The sequence below is a fragment of the Leifsonia shinshuensis genome, from assembly GCF_014217625.1.
Lineage (GTDB): Bacteria > Actinomycetota > Actinomycetes > Actinomycetales > Microbacteriaceae > Leifsonia > Leifsonia shinshuensis_A.
The window spans coordinates 477,052-493,614 of sequence record NZ_CP043641.1 but is presented as its reverse complement, the minus strand read 5'-3'; the positions used below and the strand labels follow the sequence as shown (position 1 = coordinate 493,614).

Genomic DNA, 16,563 nt, shown 5'->3' with positions numbered 1-16,563 from the left:
GCGCCGGGCTTGTGTGCGGCCCGGGGGTCGGTGCGGTCAGGTAGTGCTTACGGGATCAGCCTCTACGGGGTGGGTTGTTCTGAGCCGGCGGAGGTCATCCGCGCGACGGGCTTGTGGCCTTGGCTCCGGCGGACGCGGTGGGCTCCCCGTCGCCATCGACGAAGTCCTCGTCATCCGAGTCCGTGTCGTCAGAGTCTACCTCAGCATCGGGGCGAACCCATTCACGGCCCGGGCGGTACACGCTCGGCTCGAGTCCGGTGTGCCGGCGCGACTGCACGATGAAGATCACGACGCCCAGCACGACGGCCAGGAACGCGGCCCAGACGTTGCTCGGGATGCCGAGGAAGGAGAACTCGCTCGGGTCGATGCGGATCGACTCCAGGTAGGAGCGGCCCAGGCCGTACCAGATCAGGTAGACGGCGAGCGTCTTGCCCCACTGCAGGCGGAACTTGCGCTCCAGGAAGAGGATGACGATCACGCCGATGACGTTCCAGATGATCTCGTAGAGGAACAGCGGCTGGAACAGCGTGTTGTCCGGCAGGCCGACCGGGATGGCCTTGTTGCCTGCGTCGATCTGCAGGCCCCACGGCAGATTGGTCGGGAGGCCGAACAGCTCCTGGTTGAAGTAATTGCCGAGCCGGCCGATCGCCTGGGCGAGCAGCAGGGCCGGGGCGAGGGCGTCGGCGACGCTCCAGAACCGCAGGCCGCTGATGCGGCAGGCGATCCAGATGCCGACGGCGCCGCCGATCAGCGAACCGAAGATGGCGTTGCCGCCCTCCCAGATCGCGAACACGTTGAAGAGGTTCGCTCCGGGGTAGAAGTAGTCGGACGGGTGCGTGAACACGTGGTAGAGCCGCGCCCCGATGATGCCGAGCACGACCGCCCAGAGCAGGATGTCGAGGATGACGCCCGGCTCGGCCCCGCGCTTGGTGAGGCGGCGGGAGGTCCAGAGGGCGGCGACCACGATGCCGATCAGGATCATGATCGCGTAGGTCTGGATGCGCCAGTGCAGCCCGAAGATGTCGATCGGGATCTGCTGCCACTCGGGTCCAGGGCTCGGGATGCTGGCGACCCAGCTGCTCATCGTCGCGACCACGCGATGACTACCTTTCGTATCCGATGGAGTCCGGCGCCGAGCGGCGCACGGCCTCCAGTCTAAGTGTTGGTCGGGGGTGCCGCCGACGCGGAGGGGTTACGCGCTCGCGCTCTGCCGCACCGTGCCGCGGGCGAGTTCGGCCGCCACGCGTCCGGCCTCCGCGACTCCCCCGTCGGCCAGGGCCTTCACGAGGGCGGAGCCCACGATCGCGCCGTCGGCGTACTCCAGCACCTCGGCGACCTGCGCCGCGCTGGAGATGCCGAGGCCGACGCACGTGCTGGTGGCGCCCGCGTCGCGCAGCCGGCCGACGAGCGTGCGCGCCGCCGCGTCGACGTCGCTGCGCGCGCCGGTGATGCCCATCGTGGAGACGGCGTAGACGAAGCCGCGGCTGTGCTCGACGGTCGAGCGCAGGCGGGCGTCCGTGGACGAGGGCGCGGCGAGGAACACGCGGTCGAGTCCGGCGCGCTCCGAGGCCGCCAGCCAGGCAGCTCCCTCGTCGGGGATCAGGTCGGGCGTGATCAGTCCGGCGCCGCCCGCGGCGACCAGGTCGTCCGCGAACCGGTCGACGCCGTACTGCAGCACCGGGTTCCAGTAGGTCATCACCAGGACCGGCACGTCCACGCGCTGCGTGATCTCGCGCACGGCCGTGAAGCCGTCCCGCAGGCGGAACCCGTTGGAGAGCGCCTGCTGGGTCGCCGCCTGGATGACCGCGCCGTCCATGACCGGGTCGGAGTACGGCAGGCCGAGCTCGATGACGTCGACGCCGTTCTCGGCCAGCGCCACGGCGGCGTCGACGCTCGTCTGGAGGTCGGGGAAGCCGGCCGGGAGGTAGCCGATCAGGGCGCCCGCGGACTCCGCGTTGCGGCGGGCGATGGTGTCTGCCACACGGCTCACGACTGCACGGCTCCTTCGTCGATCAGGCCGAAGTAGCGTCCGGCGGTCTCCATGTCCTTGTCGCCGCGGCCGCTGAGGTTCACCAGGACGATGCCGTCCGGGCCGAGCTCCTTGCCGAGCTCCAGGGCGCCGGCGAGGGCGTGCGCCGACTCGATGGCCGGGATGATGCCCTCGGTGCGGCTGAGCAGGCGCAGCGCCTCCATCGCGTCCGCGTCGCTCACCGGGCGGTACTCGGCGCGGCCGATCGAGGCGAGCCAGGCGTGCTCCGGGCCGACGCCCGGGTAGTCGAGGCCCGCGGAGATCGAATGCGACTCGATGGTCTGGCCATCCTCGTCTTGCAGCAGCATGCTGCGCGCGCCGTGCAGGACGCCGGGGCGGCCCTTCGTGATGGTCGCGGCGTGCCGCGGGGTCTCCGCGCCCTCGCCGCCGGCCTCGAAGCCGACCAGGCGGACGTCCTCGTCGTCCAGGAACGCGTGGAAGATGCCCATGGCGTTCGATCCGCCGCCGACGCAGGCCGCGACGGCGTCGGGCAGGCGGCCGGTCAGCGCGAGCACCTGCTCGCGGGCCTCCTCGCCGATGATCTTCTGGAGGTCGCGCACCATCTCCGGGAACGGGTGCGGGCCGGCCACCGTGCCGAAGATGTAGTTGGTGTCCTCGACGTTGGTCACCCAGTCGCGCATGGCGTCGTTGATCGCGTCCTTGAGGGTGCGCGAGCCGGTCTTGACGGCCACGACCTCCGCGCCGAGCAGCCGCATGCGCGCCACGTTCAGCGCCTGGCGCTCGGTGTCGACCTCGCCCATGTAGATGGTGCACTTCATGCCGAACAGCGCGGCCGCGGTGGCCGTGGCGACGCCATGCTGGCCGGCGCCGGTCTCGGCGATGACGCGCGTCTTGCCGATTCGCTTGGTGAGGATGGCCTGGCCGAGCACGTTGTTGATCTTGTGCGAGCCGGTGTGGTTGAGGTCCTCGCGCTTGAGGATGACGCGGGCTCCCCCGGCGTGTGCGGCGAAGCGCGGCACCTCGGTGACGATGCTCGGCCGACCGGTGTAGCTGCGGTGCAGCTCGTCCAGCTCGGCGTGGAACGCGGGGTCGGCCTTCGCCGCCTCCCACGCCGCGGTGAGTTCGTCGAGGGCGGCGACGAGGGATTCGGGGACGAACCGCCCGCCGAAGTCGCCGAAGTAGGGACCGTGCTCAGAACGAAGGGACATCAGGCTCCAAGGAACTGGCCGAGCGTGGCGATCGGGTCGCTCGTGACGAGCGCCTCGCCGACGAGCACGACATCCGCGCCCGCCGCCCGGTAATGCGCGACGTCGGCGGCCGACTTCACGGCCGACTCCGCCACGCGGATGACGCCGGACGGGTACCGGTCGGCCAGGCGGCCGAACAGGTCGGGGTCCAGCTCGAACGTCGAGAGGTTGCGCGCGTTGACGCCCACCAGCTTCGCGCCGGTGTCGAACGCACGGCTCAGCTCGTCCTCGGTGTGCGCCTCCACGAGCGCGGTCATCCCGAGGTCGGCGATGAGATCGTGGAGCTCCACGAGCCGCTGCTGATCGAGCGCGGCGACGATGAGCAGCACGAGGTCGGCCCCGGCGGCACGCGCCTCGAGCACCTGGTAGGGCTCGGCGACGAACTCCTTGCGGAGCACCGGGAGGGACACGGAGGCGCGGACCGCTTCGAGGTCGGCGAGCGACCCCTTGAACCGGCGCTCCTCGGTGAGGACGCTGATCGCGCTCGCTCCGCCGGTCTCGTAGAGGACGGCGAGGGCGGCGGGGTCGGGGATCTCGGCGAGGTGACCGCGCGACGGGCTCGCGCGCTTGACCTCTGCGATGATCTTCACCCGCTCGGCGGGCGCGAGCGCCGCGAGCGCGTCGACGGCAGGCTCACGCGCGGCGGCATCGGCCTCCACGACCGCGTACGGTCGCTCGGCGCGTCGCCGCTCCGCATCCTCCAGCGCGCCGGCGACGAGGTCGGCGAGCACGGGTTAGTGGCCCTTCGGGGTGTACTTGGAGCCGCCCACTCCGTAGCCCGCGCGCTTCATGATCCAGCCGACGATCAGTCCGACGATCGCGAGACCGGCGGAGAGCCACACCACGATCGGAGCGTCGTAGAAGAACGCGATGGCGCCGATGGTGAAGGCGATCAGCATGATGATCACGGCCGTCCACGCCGCCGGCGAATGACCGTGGCCTGGCTCGACTGACTCGGTGCTCATGGGACTCCTGCACGTCGGGTGCGCATACCCGCGGACGAGGCCTGCGGGAAGGTGCGCACGGATTGGTGGATCTGAACCAGTCTAGTGGCTCAGCGGGTCGGGTCGTCGCCGCGGCTCAGCTCGTCCCAGCTGTCGATCGCGGAGTCGCGGTCGAGGGACGTGGGCTCTTCCGGCGCGTCGGATTCGGCGGCTTCGCGCGCCTCGCGCTCGTCGCCCTCCCCCGCGGTCTCCGCGGACGCGTCGCCGTCCAGCTCCGCGAGCGTCTCCTCGGCCGAGCGGCCGTCCTCCCCCGCGAACCGGGCCTGGTACTTGCGCGACGGGCCGGGCCAGGCGCGCAGGAAGACGATGGCGAGCGCGCCGGACACCGCGACCAGCACGCCGCCGACGACGGCGAGCCACGGCCAGAACTCGGTGGTCGTGCTCTGGACGAGCTTGCGCAGCGAGGCCTCGCCCGCGACACCCGTGGCCGAGGTGATCGCCGCGCTCGCGGCCTGCAGCGGGTCGCCGAGCACGGCGAGGGCCGAGTAGACGATCGAGAAGCCGAGCAGGATGCCGAGCAGCGCCAGCACGATCCGGAACGCCGGTCCCGCGATCGCGAGGGCCGCCGTCAGCGCGAGCCCGGCGAGCGAGAGCGCCGTCAACGCGGGCGCGGCGGCCGAGCCGGCGACCGTCACCGTGCCGGCGTGGTTCGCCACGTCGCGCACCTGGATGGTGAACCAGGTCTGCGTCGCCGACAGCAGGCCGAGGCCGCTCCCCACAACGAGCGCGAGGAGCGTCAGGTACTTGACGCGGCGGTTCTCAGTCCGCACCGTGCACCCGTCTCATCCCGTTGGCCACCGCGACAGCGCGCAGCGGCGCCGCCGCCTTGTTCTGCGACTCCTGGAACTCCAGGCGCGGCACGGAGTCGGCCACCAGGCCGCCGCCGGCCTGCACGCGCGCGACGCCGCCCAGGATGGTCGCCGTGCGGATCGCGATGGCGAGGTCGGCGTCGCCGGCGAAGTCGAAGTAGCCGATCACTCCCCCGTACACGCCGCGCTGCGCGGGCTCCAGCTCGTCGATGATCCGCAGCGCCATCGGCTTGGGCGCGCCGGACAGCGTGCCGGCCGGGAAGGTCGCCCGGAACACGTCGATCGCGCCCGAGTCCGGCAGCAGGTCGCCCTCGACCGACGAGACGATGTGCATGATGTGGCTGAACCGCTCAACGCGCATGAACTCGGTCACCTCGACGCTGCCGGCCTCGCAGACCTTCAGGAGGTCGTTGCGGGCCAGGTCGACGAGCATCAGGTGCTCTGCCCGCTCCTTGTCGTCGGCGAGCAGGGAGGCCTCCAGATCGAGGTCCTCCTCCGGCGTCGCGCCGCGCGGCCGGGAGCCGGCGATCGGGTGCGTGAAGGCGCGGCCCTCCTGCACCTTGACCAGCGCCTCCGGCGAGGAGCCGACGATCTGGTACGGCTCGCCGTCCGGCCGCTCCAGCGACAGCAGGTACATGTACGGGCTCGGGTTGAGCGCGCGCAGGACGCGGTAGACGTCGAGCGCGGAAGCCGTGCACTCCAGCTCGAAGCGCTGCGAGATGACGACCTGGAAGATGTCGCCGGCGACGATGCGCTCCTTGGCGGTCTCGACCGAGGCGAGGAAGTCCTCCTCGCGGGTGCGGGACGCCGGGTGCGCGGGCGTGCCGAGGTCGACCTCCGCCAGCCACGCCTCGGACGGCTGCGCGAGTTGCTCCTGCATGCGGTCGAGGCGCTGCTGCGCGTCGTTCCAGAGGGCGTCGGCGTCCTGCTCGCCGTCTGCGAGGGCGTTGGCGATGAGCTTGACAGTGCCGGAGCGGTGGTCGATCACCACGAGGTCGGCGACGAACGCCATCGCCTGGCCCGGCACGTCGACGTCCGCTGGCGGGCGCTGCGGCAGGCGCTCCAGCTGGCGCACGGCCTCCCAGCCGATGAAGCCGACCAGACCGCCGGTCAGCGGAGGGAGCCCGGGGATGCGCGGCGTGCTCCAGCGCTCGTGCAGCGCGGCGAGGGCGTCGAGCGGCCCGGCCGGCACGTCGGCGCCGAGGGCGCGCTCAGCGGAGAGGCCGTAGTCGAGCCAGCGCACGTCGTCGCCGTCCTGAGTCAGCGCGCCGAACGACGCGGCGCCCACGAAGGAGAAGCGCGACCAGATGCCGCCCTGCTCGGCGGACTCCAGCAGGAAGGTGCCCGGGCGGCCGGCCGCGAGCTTGCGGTAGATGCCGACCGGGGTCTCGCCGTCGGCGAAGAGCTCGCGGACCACCGGCACCACGCGGTGCTCGGCGGCCAGTGCGGCGAACTCGCTGCGGCTCGTCGTGCCGGTGGCGCCGGTCGTCCCGTTCGCGGCCGCGGTCACAGGTCGGACCCCATCTCCTGGACGAGTTCGTCGGTCTCCGCCCCGCCGACGACGGGAGAGAGCACATCGGCCTCGAAGCACGTGCGCGTGCCGGTGTGGCAGGCGGCCCCGACCTGGTCCACGGTGACGAGCAGGGTGTCGCCGTCGCAGTCGAGCGCGGCGTCCTTCACATACTGCACGTGGCCGGACGTGTCGCCCTTGCGCCAGTACTCCTGCCGGGAGCGCGACCAGAACGTCACGCGGCCCTCGGTGAGCGTGCGACGCACGGCTTCGGCGTCCATCCAGCCCATCATCAGCACCTCGCGGGAGTCCCACTGCTGGATGACGGCGGGCACCAGCCCCGCGTCGGTGAAGCGGATCCGGCCGATCACCTCGTCCATCCCGGTCATGAGCGCACCTCCAAGCCTGCCCGCAGCAGTTCGTCCTTCACGTCGCCGATGGTCAGCTCGCCCGAGTGGAACACGCTCGCGGCGAGCACGGCGTCGGCCCCGGCCTCGATGGCGGGGACGAAGTCGCCGACCGCGCCCGCGCCGCCGGAGGCGATGACCGGCACACTGCTGATCGCCCGCATCTCGCGGATGAGCTCCAGGTCGAAGCCCTCCTTGGTGCCGTCGGCGTCGATCGAGTTGACCAGTAGCTCACCTGCGCCGAGGCCGATGGCGCGCTTCGCCCAGTCGAGGGCGTCGATCCCGGTCTCGGTGCGGCCGCCGTGCGTCGTCACCACGAAGCCGGAGGTCGTCGCCGCGGAGCGCTTGACGTCGAGCGAGAGCACGAGCACCTGGGCGCCGAAACGCTGGGCGATCTCGGCCACCAGCTCCGGACGCGCGATCGCGGCCGAGTTGACGCCGACCTTGTCGGCGCCGCTGCCCAGCAGCTTCGCGACATCTTCGGTGCTGCGGACGCCGCCGCCGACCGTGAGCGGGATGAAGACCTGCTCGGCCGTCGCCCGGACGACGTCGTAGGTGGTCGCCCGGTCGTCCACCGTGGCCGTGACGTCGAGGAAGGTCAGCTCGTCCGCGCCCTGCTCGAAGTATTGCCGGGCGAGCTCGACGGGGTCGCCCTGGTCGCGCAGGTTCTGGAAGTTGACGCCCTTGACGACGCGTCCGGCGGCCACGTCGAGACAGGGGATGACCCGGACCGCGACGCTCATCAGATCCGCGCCGCGTGGATCGAGGTGACCAGGATGGCCCGCGCCCCGAGCTCGTAGAGGTCGTCCATGACGTGGTTGGTGCTGTCGCGCTTGATCATCACGCGCACCGCGACCCAGTCGGGCTCGCCGAGCGGCGACACCGTGGGCGACTCCACGCCCGGCGTGAGGGCGACGGCCTGCTCCAGCAGTGCGACCGGGAGGTTGTAGTCGACCAGCACGTACTGGCGGGCGACCATGACGCCCTGCAGCCGGCGGAGCAGGGTGTCGACCCCGGCCGCGGGCGACGGCGAGGACACCAGCACGGCCTCGGACTCCAGGATGACGGGGCCGAAGATCTCCAGACCCTGCTTGCGGAGCGTCGAGCCGGTCTCGACCACGTCGGCGACCGCGTCCGCGACGCCGAGCCGCACCGCGGACTCCACGGCGCCGTCCAGCTTGATGAGCGAGGCGTCCACCCCGTTCTCGGCGAGGAAGCCGCCGACCAGGCCCGGGTAGCTCGTGGCGACGCGCTTGCCCTCCAGGTCGGAGAGGTCGCTGTAGGCGCCGGCCGGGCCGGCGAACCGGAAGGTGGAGGCGGCGAAGTCGAGCGCCGCGATCTCGGCGGCGGGCGACTCCGAGTCGATCAGGAGGTCGCGGCCGGTGATGCCGACATCGAGGGCGCCCGAGCCGACGTAGGTGGCGATGTCGCGCGGACGGAGGTAGAAGAACTCCACCCCGTTGCGCGGGTCCGAGACGATGAGCTCCTTCGGGTCGCGGCGGCCGTTGTAGCCGGCTTCGTGGAGCATCTGCGCCGCGGTCTCGGAGAGGGAGCCCTTGTTGGGGACGGCGATCTTCAGCATGTGTTGTGACTTTCGTGACGTGAGTGGATGCGGCTGGGTTCCGTCGTCACAGATGTCGGTACACGTCGGCCGGCGTGAGGCCCTTGGCGAGCAGGAGCACCTGGAGGTGGTAGAGGAGCTGCGAGATCTCCTCGGCCGTCGCCTCGTCGGACTCGTACTCGGCGGCCATCCAGACCTCGGCGGCCTCCTCCACGATCTTCTTTCCGATGGCGTGCACGCCCGCGTCCAGCTCGCGAACCGTCCCGGAGCCCTCCGGGCGGGTCTCGGCCTTCTCGCTGAGCTCGGCGAAGAGGTCGTCGAAGGTTTTCACCGTTACAGCGTACCGGTCGCGGAGCGCGGGTCGCTCCGCGTGACCTGACCGGTCACGCGACGACGCCGGGTGATGTGCTAATGTCGGCGGGTCTCATCTGACATACCATCTCGACGAGGAGATCCGCTTGGCATCGACCACCTCCCCGCGGCCCGCCGGCCGCGCCGCGTTCTGGCCCCTGCTCCTGTGCTGGGTGATCGTCGCGCTCGACGGCTTCGACCTGGTCGTGCTCGGCACGGTCATCCCCACCCTGCTGAGCACGAACGACCTCGGCTTCGACGCCCCGGCGGCCACCGCGGTCGCCACAGCGGGACTGATCGGGGTCGGCGTCGGCGCGCTCACCGTCGGCCCGCTCGCCGACCGCTACGGGAGGAGGCTGTGCCTGCTGCTCTGCGTGACGGTGTTCTCGCTCCTCACCCTCGCGATCGTGATCGCGCCGAACGTGTTCGTGTTCGGGCTGCTCCGCGTGCTCGCCGGCCTGGCGCTGGGCGCCTGCCTGCCGGTCGCCATCGCGTACGTCACCGACCTGATGCCCAGCGAGCGCGCGGGCAGGGCCACGACCCTGACGATGACCGGGTACCACGCCGGCGCCGTCCTCACCGCGCTCATCGCCATCGCCGTCATCACCGACTGGCGGACGCTGTTCGCGATCGGCGGCATCGCCGGCCTGGCGACCGTGCCGCTGATCCGGCTCGCCCTGCCCGAGGCGCGCCGGGAGCGCACGGCCGCGCCGCGCCCCACCGTGCGCCGCCTGGTCGAGCGGCGCTACGTCACGATCAGCATCGGCGTCTGGGTGGCGTCCTTCATGGGACTGCTGCTGGTCTACGGGCTCAACACCTGGCTTCCGCAGCTCATGCGCGATGCGGGCTACGGGTCCACCGACTCGCTCGGGCTGCTGCTCACCCTGAACGCGGGCGCCGTGACCGGCCTCGTCCTCGCGGGGATCGTGGCCGACCGGGCCGGGACCAAGCGGGTGGCGATGGCGTGGTTCGCGCTGGCGGCCGTGCTGCTGGCGATCCTCAGCATCCGGATGGACGAGGTGACGCTGCTGTACGCGGCGGTCTTCGTCACGGGCGTCTTCGTCTTCTCGGCGCAGGTGCTCGTCTACGCGTTCATCACGCAGCTCTATCCGCCGGAGATCCGCGGCACCGCACTCGGCTTCGCGGCGGGCATCGGCCGGCTCGGCGCGATCCTCGGCCCGGCGGTGACGGGGACGCTCGTCACGCTCGGCCTGGCCTACCCCGGCGGGTTCTACGTGTTCGCCGCGACGGCGCTGCTCGCGGTCGCCGCGCTCTCGATCGTTCCCACGCGGATTGCCGCGACGGCCACGAAGGCGGCGCCGGCACGGGGCTGACGTCGCGCGGCCGCGCTCAGTGGGCGTGCGCCGAGACGGCGGCGCGCAGGCCCGCGATCCGCTCGGCGGGCTCGCCGCGGAAGACGCTGGAGCCGGCCACGAAGGTGTCGGCGCCGTTCTCCGCCGCGGTGACGATGGTCTCCTCGGTGATGCCGCCGTCGACCTGGAGCCACACGTCGAGGCGGCGCGCCGCCACGGCCTCCCGCAGCGACCGCAGCTTGGGCATGGTCTCCACCATGAAGGACTGGCCGCCGAAGCCGGGCTCGACCGTCATCACGAGCACCTGGTCGAACTCCGGCAGGAGGTCGAGGTAGCCCTCGGCGGACGTGCCCGGCTTGAGGGCGACGCCCGCGCGGGCTCCGAGAGCGCGCAGCCGGCGCGCGAGCGCCACCGGGTCGGCGGCAGCCTCGGCGTGAAACGTCACCGAGTATGCGCCGAGCTCGGCGTAGCCGGGCGCCCAGCGGTCGGGGTCGTCGATCATCAGGTGCACGTCGAGCGGGATGGGGCTGACGTCCTGGATGCGGCCCACCATCTGCGGGCCGAACGTCAGGTTCGGGACGAAGTGGTTGTCCATGACGTCCACGTGCACCAGGTCGGCCGTGGCGATGGTGCCGAGGTCCCGCTCCAGGTTCACGAAGTCCGCCGCCAGGATGCTCGGGTTGATGCGCGTAGCCATGGCTCCAGCCTATGGGGCGGGCGCGCTCAGGCGGGCTTCTCCAGCACCGCGATGAACATCGCGTCGGTGAGGTGGCGGTGCGGCCACAGCTGGACGAGGTCCGGGTCGCCGGCGAGGTCCAGCCGCTCCTCGGCCACGGACTGCACGATGTCCGCGGTGCGCACGGTCCGCAGCGCGCCGCGGTGCCGGTCGAGGGCGTCGGCCACGATCGCCCGGGTCTCTGCGACGTGCGGCGAGCAGGTGATGTAGGCCAGGAGACCGCCCGGCTTCAGCGCCGCCACCGCGGAGTCCAGCAACTGCGTCTGCAGCGCGGTCAGCTCGGCCACGTCGCGCGGGGTCTTGCGCCAGCGCGCCTCCGGGCGGCGTCGCAGCGCACCGAGGCCCGTGCAGGGCGCGTCGAGCAGGATGCGGTCGAACGCCTCCGGCTCCTCCGCGCCGATCCCGACGCCGTCGCGCTCCCAGACCGGGACGTCCAGCGGCACGGCCGCGAGCGCCCGGCGCACCAGCTCGGCGCGGGCGGGCACCACCTCGTTGGCGACCAGGGTCGCGCCGCCCGCCAGCGCCTCCGCCGCGAGCAGCGCCGCCTTTCCGCCGGGACCGGCGCACAGGTCGAGCCAGCGCTCCCCCGGCTCGACGGGCCGGGCGCGCGTCAGCGCGAGGGCCGCGAGCTGCGAACCCTCGTCCTGCACGCGGAGGCGGCCCTCCGCCTCGGTCACGAGCCCCTGCGGGTCGCCCCCGCCTGCCGTGAAGCCGACGGGCGAGAACCGGTCGGGGCGCGCGGCCCCCGGCGGCTCGGCGAGCCCGGGCAGGGCGACCAGGTTGACGCGCGGGGCGGTGTTGTCGGCCTCCAGCAGGGCTTCCAGCTCCGCTCCACGGCCTTCGGACTCCAGCGAGCGGTGGAAGGCTCGCACGATCCAGGCGGGATGCGACGTCAGGGCGGCGTAGCGCTCGTCCTCGTTCTTCGCGTCACCGACCACACGCTCGCGCCACTCCTCGGGCGTCGAGCGGCCGATCTCGCGGAGCACGCCGTTCACGAACCCGGTGCCGGAGCGGCTGCCGACCTGCCGGGCGAGCGCGACCGACTCGTTGACGGCCGCGTGCGACGCCACGCGGGTGGACAGCAGCTGGTGCGCGCCGAGCCGGAGCACGTCGAGCAGCGGAGGGTCGATCTTGTCGACCGTGCGTCCGGCCGCCCGGGCGATGACGCGGTCGTAGTAGCCCTGCATCCGCAGCGTGCCGTAGGTCAGCTCGGTCGCGAGCGCGGCGTCGGCCGGCGACAGGCCGGCCCGGGCGATGCGGCCGGGGAGCAGGAGGTTGGCGTAGGCGTCCGACTCGCGGACCGCGGAGATCACGTCGAGGGCGACCTTGCGGGACGGCTGGACCCGGGTGCGCTCGGCGCTGCTGCGCCCGCGGTCGTTGCGCTTGTGGTCGTTGCGGCTGTGGTCGTTCATGAGAGCACCGCCTCTCCGCCGGCGCCGCGCCACCAGTCGGCGGCGTCCATCGCGCGCTTGCCCGCGGGCTGCACCGTGAGCAGTTCGAGCGGGGTCGTGCCGGTGCCGACCTCGATGCGACCCTCGTTCGCGGCGACCACACCGGCCGGGAGGGACAGCCCGGTGGCCGGGCGCGCGGTGTGGACCTTGAACCGCTCGCCGTCGAGCAGCGCCCAGGCGCCGGGTTCCGGAGTCACGCCGCGCAGCCGCGCGTAGACCTCCTCCACGGGCTGGGTGAGGTCCAGATGGGCGTCGTCGATGGTCAGCTTGGGCGCGAGCACCGGGTCACCGGACTGCGGCACGGACTCCGCGGAGCCGTCGGCGAGGGCGGCGACGGTGTCCACGAGCAGCAGGGAGCCGTCGTAGGACAGCGTGTCGAGCAGCTCTCCCGCCGTCGCGTCGGCCGGGATCGGGATGCGCAGCTCGGAGAACACGTCGCCCGCGTCGAGCCCCGGCACGAGCTGGAACACCATTGCCCCGGTCTCGGTGTCGCCGGCCATGACGGCGCGCTGGACGGGCGCAGCGCCGCGCCAGCGCGGCAGCAGCGAGAAGTGCAGGTTGACCCAGCCGAGGCGCGGGGTCGAGAGCAGCGGCTCGCGTACGAGGCCGCCGTAGGCGACGATCACGCCGAGGTCGGCCTCCAGGCGGGCGACCTGGTCGGTCACGTCGTCGTCCAGCCGGTTGGCCTTGATGACCGGGAGATCGAGCTCGCCCGCGGCGTCGGCGACCGGCGACGGCGTCAGGATCCGCTTGCGGCCGAGCGGCGCGTCCTCGCGGGTGATGACGGCGGCGATGTCGAACCGCTCGGCGAGGGCGTTCAGGGAGGGGACGGCGACGGCGGGGGTGCCGGCGAAGACGAGTCGCATGTCAAGGTTCTTTCGGTTCAGTCCAGCCCCCGAGTCTACCCGCGCCCCGCACGCGTTCAGCGGTGCTCAGAGGATCTCGGGGTCGTCGAAGCGGACGCGGAGCGTCGGCGCGGGACGGTAGCCGGGGCGGCCCCCGGGGGCACGGCGGCGCTGGGTGGCGTTGCGCACGACCCTCGCGCGCACGGCCGCGGCCACCTCCGCGCCCTTCGCGTACTCGAACCGCAGAATGGCGCGGACCGACTTCTCGTCCACCTCCGCGGGACCGAGCACGTCGATCAGCAGGCCGGGGTCGACGGCCTTCAGCACCCCGTCGACCGCCTCGGCTGCCCCGGTCACGGAGGCCAGCCGTACGGCGGGCGGGAAGCGGAGCTGGCGGCGGTCGGTCAGCTCCTCACGCGCGAAGTCGACCAGGCGGCCGGTCGCGAAGTCGCGCGCGAGGTCGCCGGAGACGCCGACGAGCACGGTCGGGGCGCCGGCGGCGGCCAGCACCGCGGCGCTGGTCCACCAGCGCAGGCAGTCCTCGGCGACGTGCAGGGTCTCCCTGGACAGCATCCGCTCGCCGTCGAGCAGCAGCACCGCCTGGTAGCCGCCCTCGGCGATCGGCTCGGCGCCGCGGGTGGCGACGACGAGCGCGGGGGCGGCGCCGACGCGGAGCACCGGGTGGTCGCCGTCCGCGAGGATGACGCGGGTGCCGGGGAAGGCGCGGCCCAGCTCCTCGGCGGTGCGGCCAGAGCCCGGCGTCACCGTCCGGAGCTTGGTGTGCTCGCAGCGCTCGCAGTGCCAGTCGGTCGCGAGGGCGCCGCACCAGCCACACGACGGGGTCGCTCCGGCCCTGCGCTGCCCGAGCGGGCCGGCACAGCGGGCGCAGCGCGCCGCCTGACCGCAGTGCGCGCACGACAGCACCGGGACGTAGCCGGGCCGGGCGACCTGGACGAGCACCGGCCCGCGCGGCCTCCCGCTCTCGCCGCTCAGCGCCTCCCGGGCGGCCCGCCAGGCGGACGACGGGATGCGCGCGGCGCGGGCGGCCGGCTCGTCGGCGCTCTGGTTCGCGGTGAGCACGACCTTGGCGGTGTGCGCGCGCTCTGGGCCGAGGTCGCGCAGCCAGCCCAGGTCGACCAGCCGCTGCGCCTCGACGCTGCGCACCAGCCCGCTCAGCACGAGCGCGCCTCCGTCCAGCTCCTGCCGTACGAGCGCGGCGTCGCGGGTGTGGACGTACGGGCTCAGCGGCTCGGCGAACAGCGGGTCGCTGTCCTCCCACACCACGACCAGCCCGAGCCGGGCGGCCGGGGCGTAGACCACCGAGCGGTTGCCGATGACGATGCGCGGCCCGGAGAGCGAGGCGAGGAAACCCTTGTAGCGATCGGGGTTCGACTGCGAGGCGTCGGCGCGGACGACGGCGGAGGCCGGGGCGATCGCCGCCAGCGCGGCCGCCAGCTGCTCCAGGTCGCGGTGGTCGGGGACGGCGACGATGGCGGTGCGTCCCGCACGCCAGGTGGCCGTCGCGAGCGCGGCGAGCGTGATGGCCCACTCCCCGACCCACGTGCCGTCCGGGAGCCGGCTGAGCCGCGGGATCGGGCGCAGAGCGATGCGCTCCCCCGCCGCGACCGCGGCCTCCAGGACGCCGGCGGCGTAGCCACGCACCGGGAACGCCGCGGGCGCCGCTTCGGCGGGCCCCTCAGCGGCGGGTGCGTCCGCATCCTGCGCCGCCAGCCACGCCTTCTCCACCCGAACCATGCGCGGCGGCACCGCGAGCCGGAGGATATCGCTGGCTGTCCCGGCACTGCGGTCCGCGAGCCGGCGCGCCAGCCGCCAGACCGGCTCGGTGAGCACCGGCACCGGAGACACCACGGCCTCCAGCGGGCTCAGGGTTCCGGAGAACGCGTCGTCGGGCTCCGCGAGCTCCACCAGGTAGCCGTCGGCCACGCGACCTGCGGAGCGCAGCGGCACGCGCACCCGCACCCCGGGGACCGCCTGCGCGGCGAGCTCCTCCGGGACGCTGTAGTCGAAGAGGTGGTCGAGCTGGGGCAGCGGGGAGTCGAGGACCACACGGGCGACCGTGGCGGCCGCCGTCACCGTTACAGCCCCGCGGCGGAGCGCAGGTCGTCGACGCGGTCCAGCCGCTCCCAGGTGAAGTCGGGGAGTTCGCGGCCGAAGTGGCCGTAGGTCGCCGTCTGCGCGTAGATCGGCCGCAGGAGGTCGAGGTCGCGCACGATCGCGGCCGGGCGCAGGTCGAACACCTCGCGGATGGCGTGGATGATGCGCTCGTCGGACACCGTGCCGGTGCCGAACGACTCGACGTAGAGCCCGACCGGTGCGGCCTTGCCGATCGCGTACGCGATCTGCACCTCGAGCCGGTCGGCGAGCCCCGCCGCGACGGCGTTCTTCGCGACCCAGCGCATCGCGTACGCGGCCGAGCGGTCGACCTTCGACGGGTCCTTGCCGGAGAACGCGCCGCCGCCGTGGCGGCTCGCGCCGCCGTAGGTGTCGACGATGATCTTGCGCCCGGTGAGCCCGGCGTCGCCCTTCGGGCCGCCGATCTCGAACCGGCCGGTCGGGTTGATCAGCGTGCGGATGTGCTTGGTCTCCAGCCCCGCTGCGTGCATGACCGGGGCGATGACCTCCTCGACCACCTCGGCCTGGAGCTGTTCGCTGGAGATGTGCGGAGCGTGCTGGGTCGAGAGCACGACCGTCTCCACCGAACGCGGCGTGTGGCCCTCGTAGCCGATGGTGACCTGGGTCTTGCCGTCCGGGCGGAGGTAGTCGAGCGTGCCGTCCTTGCGCACGGTGGCCAGGCGCTCGGCGAGGCGGTGCGCCAGCCAGATCGGCAGCGGCATGTACTGCGGCGTCTCGGTGGTGGCGAAGCCGAACATGATGCCCTGGTCTCCCGCGCCCTGGCGGTCGAGGTCGTCGGTGCTCTGCTCGGTGCGCGACTCGAACGCGTTGTCGACGCCCTGGGCGATGTCGGGCGACTGCGCGCCGATCGAGACGGACACACCGCACTGCGTGCCGTCGAAGCTCACGTCGGACGAGTCGTAGCCGATCTCCACGATCTTCTCGCGCACCAGCGCCGGGATCTCGACGTAGCCCTTCGTCGTCACCTCGCCTGCGACGTGGACGAGCCCGGTGGTGACCAGCGTCTCCACGGCGACGCGGCTGTGCGGGTCCACCGCGAGCAGCGCGTCCAGGATGCTGTCGGAGATCTGGTCGCAGATCTTGTCGGGGTGGCCCTCTGTGACCGACTCAGACGTGAAGAGGCGCAGATCTGCCATTGGTTCTCCCTGATCGTTGATCGCGGTGCGGAGTGGGGCCGGCGGATGC

17 protein-coding genes are annotated in these 16,563 nt (G+C 72.7%); 1 reads left to right on the top strand and 16 read right to left on the bottom strand.

Features of this window, described 5'->3' with window-relative positions:
- Positions 1-94 precede the first annotated feature (94 nt).
- The 11 genes from lgt to F1C12_RS02370 form a co-directional block, all read right to left on the bottom strand.
- A complete protein-coding gene (lgt, locus tag F1C12_RS02420) occupies positions 95-1,084 on the bottom strand; it encodes a prolipoprotein diacylglyceryl transferase (RefSeq protein WP_185277272.1) in 990 nt (329 codons plus the stop codon).
- Between the two features lie 108 nt (positions 1,085-1,192).
- Positions 1,193-1,990 (bottom strand): tryptophan synthase subunit alpha, encoded by a 798-nt coding sequence (gene trpA, locus F1C12_RS02415; RefSeq protein ID WP_185277271.1) that lies wholly within the window; start codon positions 1,988-1,990, stop codon positions 1,193-1,195.
- Complete coding sequence (gene trpB, locus F1C12_RS02410; protein ID WP_185277270.1) at positions 1,987-3,198, bottom strand: tryptophan synthase subunit beta; 1,212 nt, start codon at positions 3,196-3,198, stop codon at positions 1,987-1,989. The genes trpA and trpB overlap by 4 nt, the downstream gene beginning before the upstream one ends.
- Positions 3,198-3,968, bottom strand: coding sequence for an indole-3-glycerol phosphate synthase TrpC (gene trpC, locus F1C12_RS02405; protein ID WP_185277269.1), 771 nt, complete (start codon positions 3,966-3,968; stop codon positions 3,198-3,200). The genes trpB and trpC overlap by 1 nt, the downstream gene beginning before the upstream one ends.
- Positions 3,969-3,971: 3 nt before the next feature.
- Positions 3,972-4,202 carry a DUF6704 family protein gene (locus tag F1C12_RS02400; RefSeq protein WP_185277268.1) on the bottom strand — a complete coding sequence of 77 codons (231 nt, stop codon included), beginning with the start codon at positions 4,200-4,202 and terminating at the stop codon, positions 3,972-3,974.
- Positions 4,203-4,291: 89 nt separating this feature from the next.
- Entirely contained in the window at positions 4,292-5,011 is a 720-nt protein-coding gene (locus tag F1C12_RS02395) for a Trp biosynthesis-associated membrane protein (protein WP_185277267.1), read from the bottom strand.
- Complete coding sequence (locus F1C12_RS02390) at positions 5,001-6,560, bottom strand: anthranilate synthase component I (protein WP_185277266.1); 1,560 nt, start codon at positions 6,558-6,560, stop codon at positions 5,001-5,003. Before F1C12_RS02390 ends, F1C12_RS02395 begins: the two co-directional genes overlap by 11 nt.
- On the bottom strand, positions 6,557-6,949 hold the full coding sequence (gene hisI, locus F1C12_RS02385; protein WP_185277265.1) for a phosphoribosyl-AMP cyclohydrolase: 393 nt from the start codon (positions 6,947-6,949) through the stop codon (positions 6,557-6,559). Before hisI ends, F1C12_RS02390 begins: the two co-directional genes overlap by 4 nt.
- Positions 6,946-7,710 (bottom strand): imidazole glycerol phosphate synthase subunit HisF, encoded by a 765-nt coding sequence (gene hisF, locus F1C12_RS02380; protein ID WP_185277264.1) that lies wholly within the window; start codon positions 7,708-7,710, stop codon positions 6,946-6,948. Before hisF ends, hisI begins: the two co-directional genes overlap by 4 nt.
- Entirely contained in the window at positions 7,710-8,549 is an 840-nt protein-coding gene (gene hisG / locus F1C12_RS02375) for an ATP phosphoribosyltransferase (RefSeq protein WP_185277263.1), read from the bottom strand. Before hisG ends, hisF begins: the two co-directional genes overlap by 1 nt.
- Before the next feature lie 46 nt (positions 8,550-8,595).
- Positions 8,596-8,859, bottom strand: a complete 264-nt coding sequence (locus F1C12_RS02370; protein WP_179605777.1) for a phosphoribosyl-ATP diphosphatase — start codon at positions 8,857-8,859, stop codon at positions 8,596-8,598.
- A 127-nt stretch (positions 8,860-8,986) separates the two neighbouring features.
- Here F1C12_RS02370 and F1C12_RS02365 point away from each other — a divergent pair, with 127 nt between their 5' ends.
- Positions 8,987-10,213: an MFS transporter gene (locus F1C12_RS02365; RefSeq protein ID WP_258046079.1), complete on the top strand. Its 1,227-nt coding sequence runs from the start codon at positions 8,987-8,989 to the stop codon at positions 10,211-10,213.
- 16 nt (positions 10,214-10,229) lie between these two features.
- Here F1C12_RS02365 and rpe read toward each other — a convergent pair whose 3' ends face one another.
- From rpe to metK, 5 genes are all read right to left on the bottom strand, one after another.
- A complete protein-coding gene (gene rpe, locus F1C12_RS02360; protein WP_185277262.1) occupies positions 10,230-10,889 on the bottom strand; it encodes a ribulose-phosphate 3-epimerase in 660 nt (219 codons plus the stop codon).
- A 26-nt stretch (positions 10,890-10,915) separates the two neighbouring features.
- Positions 10,916-12,340, bottom strand: coding sequence for an RsmB/NOP family class I SAM-dependent RNA methyltransferase (locus F1C12_RS02355; protein WP_185277261.1), 1,425 nt, complete (start codon positions 12,338-12,340; stop codon positions 10,916-10,918).
- On the bottom strand, positions 12,337-13,245 hold the full coding sequence (fmt, locus tag F1C12_RS02350; RefSeq protein WP_185277260.1) for a methionyl-tRNA formyltransferase: 909 nt from the start codon (positions 13,243-13,245) through the stop codon (positions 12,337-12,339). Before fmt ends, F1C12_RS02355 begins: the two co-directional genes overlap by 4 nt.
- Before the next feature lie 66 nt (positions 13,246-13,311).
- A complete protein-coding gene (locus tag F1C12_RS02345; protein ID WP_185277259.1) occupies positions 13,312-15,318 on the bottom strand; it encodes a primosomal protein N' family DNA-binding protein in 2,007 nt (668 codons plus the stop codon).
- Between the two features lie 2 nt (positions 15,319-15,320).
- Entirely contained in the window at positions 15,321-16,514 is a 1,194-nt protein-coding gene (gene metK, locus F1C12_RS02340; RefSeq protein WP_185277258.1) for a methionine adenosyltransferase, read from the bottom strand.
- Between the last annotated feature and the right edge of the window lie 49 nt (positions 16,515-16,563).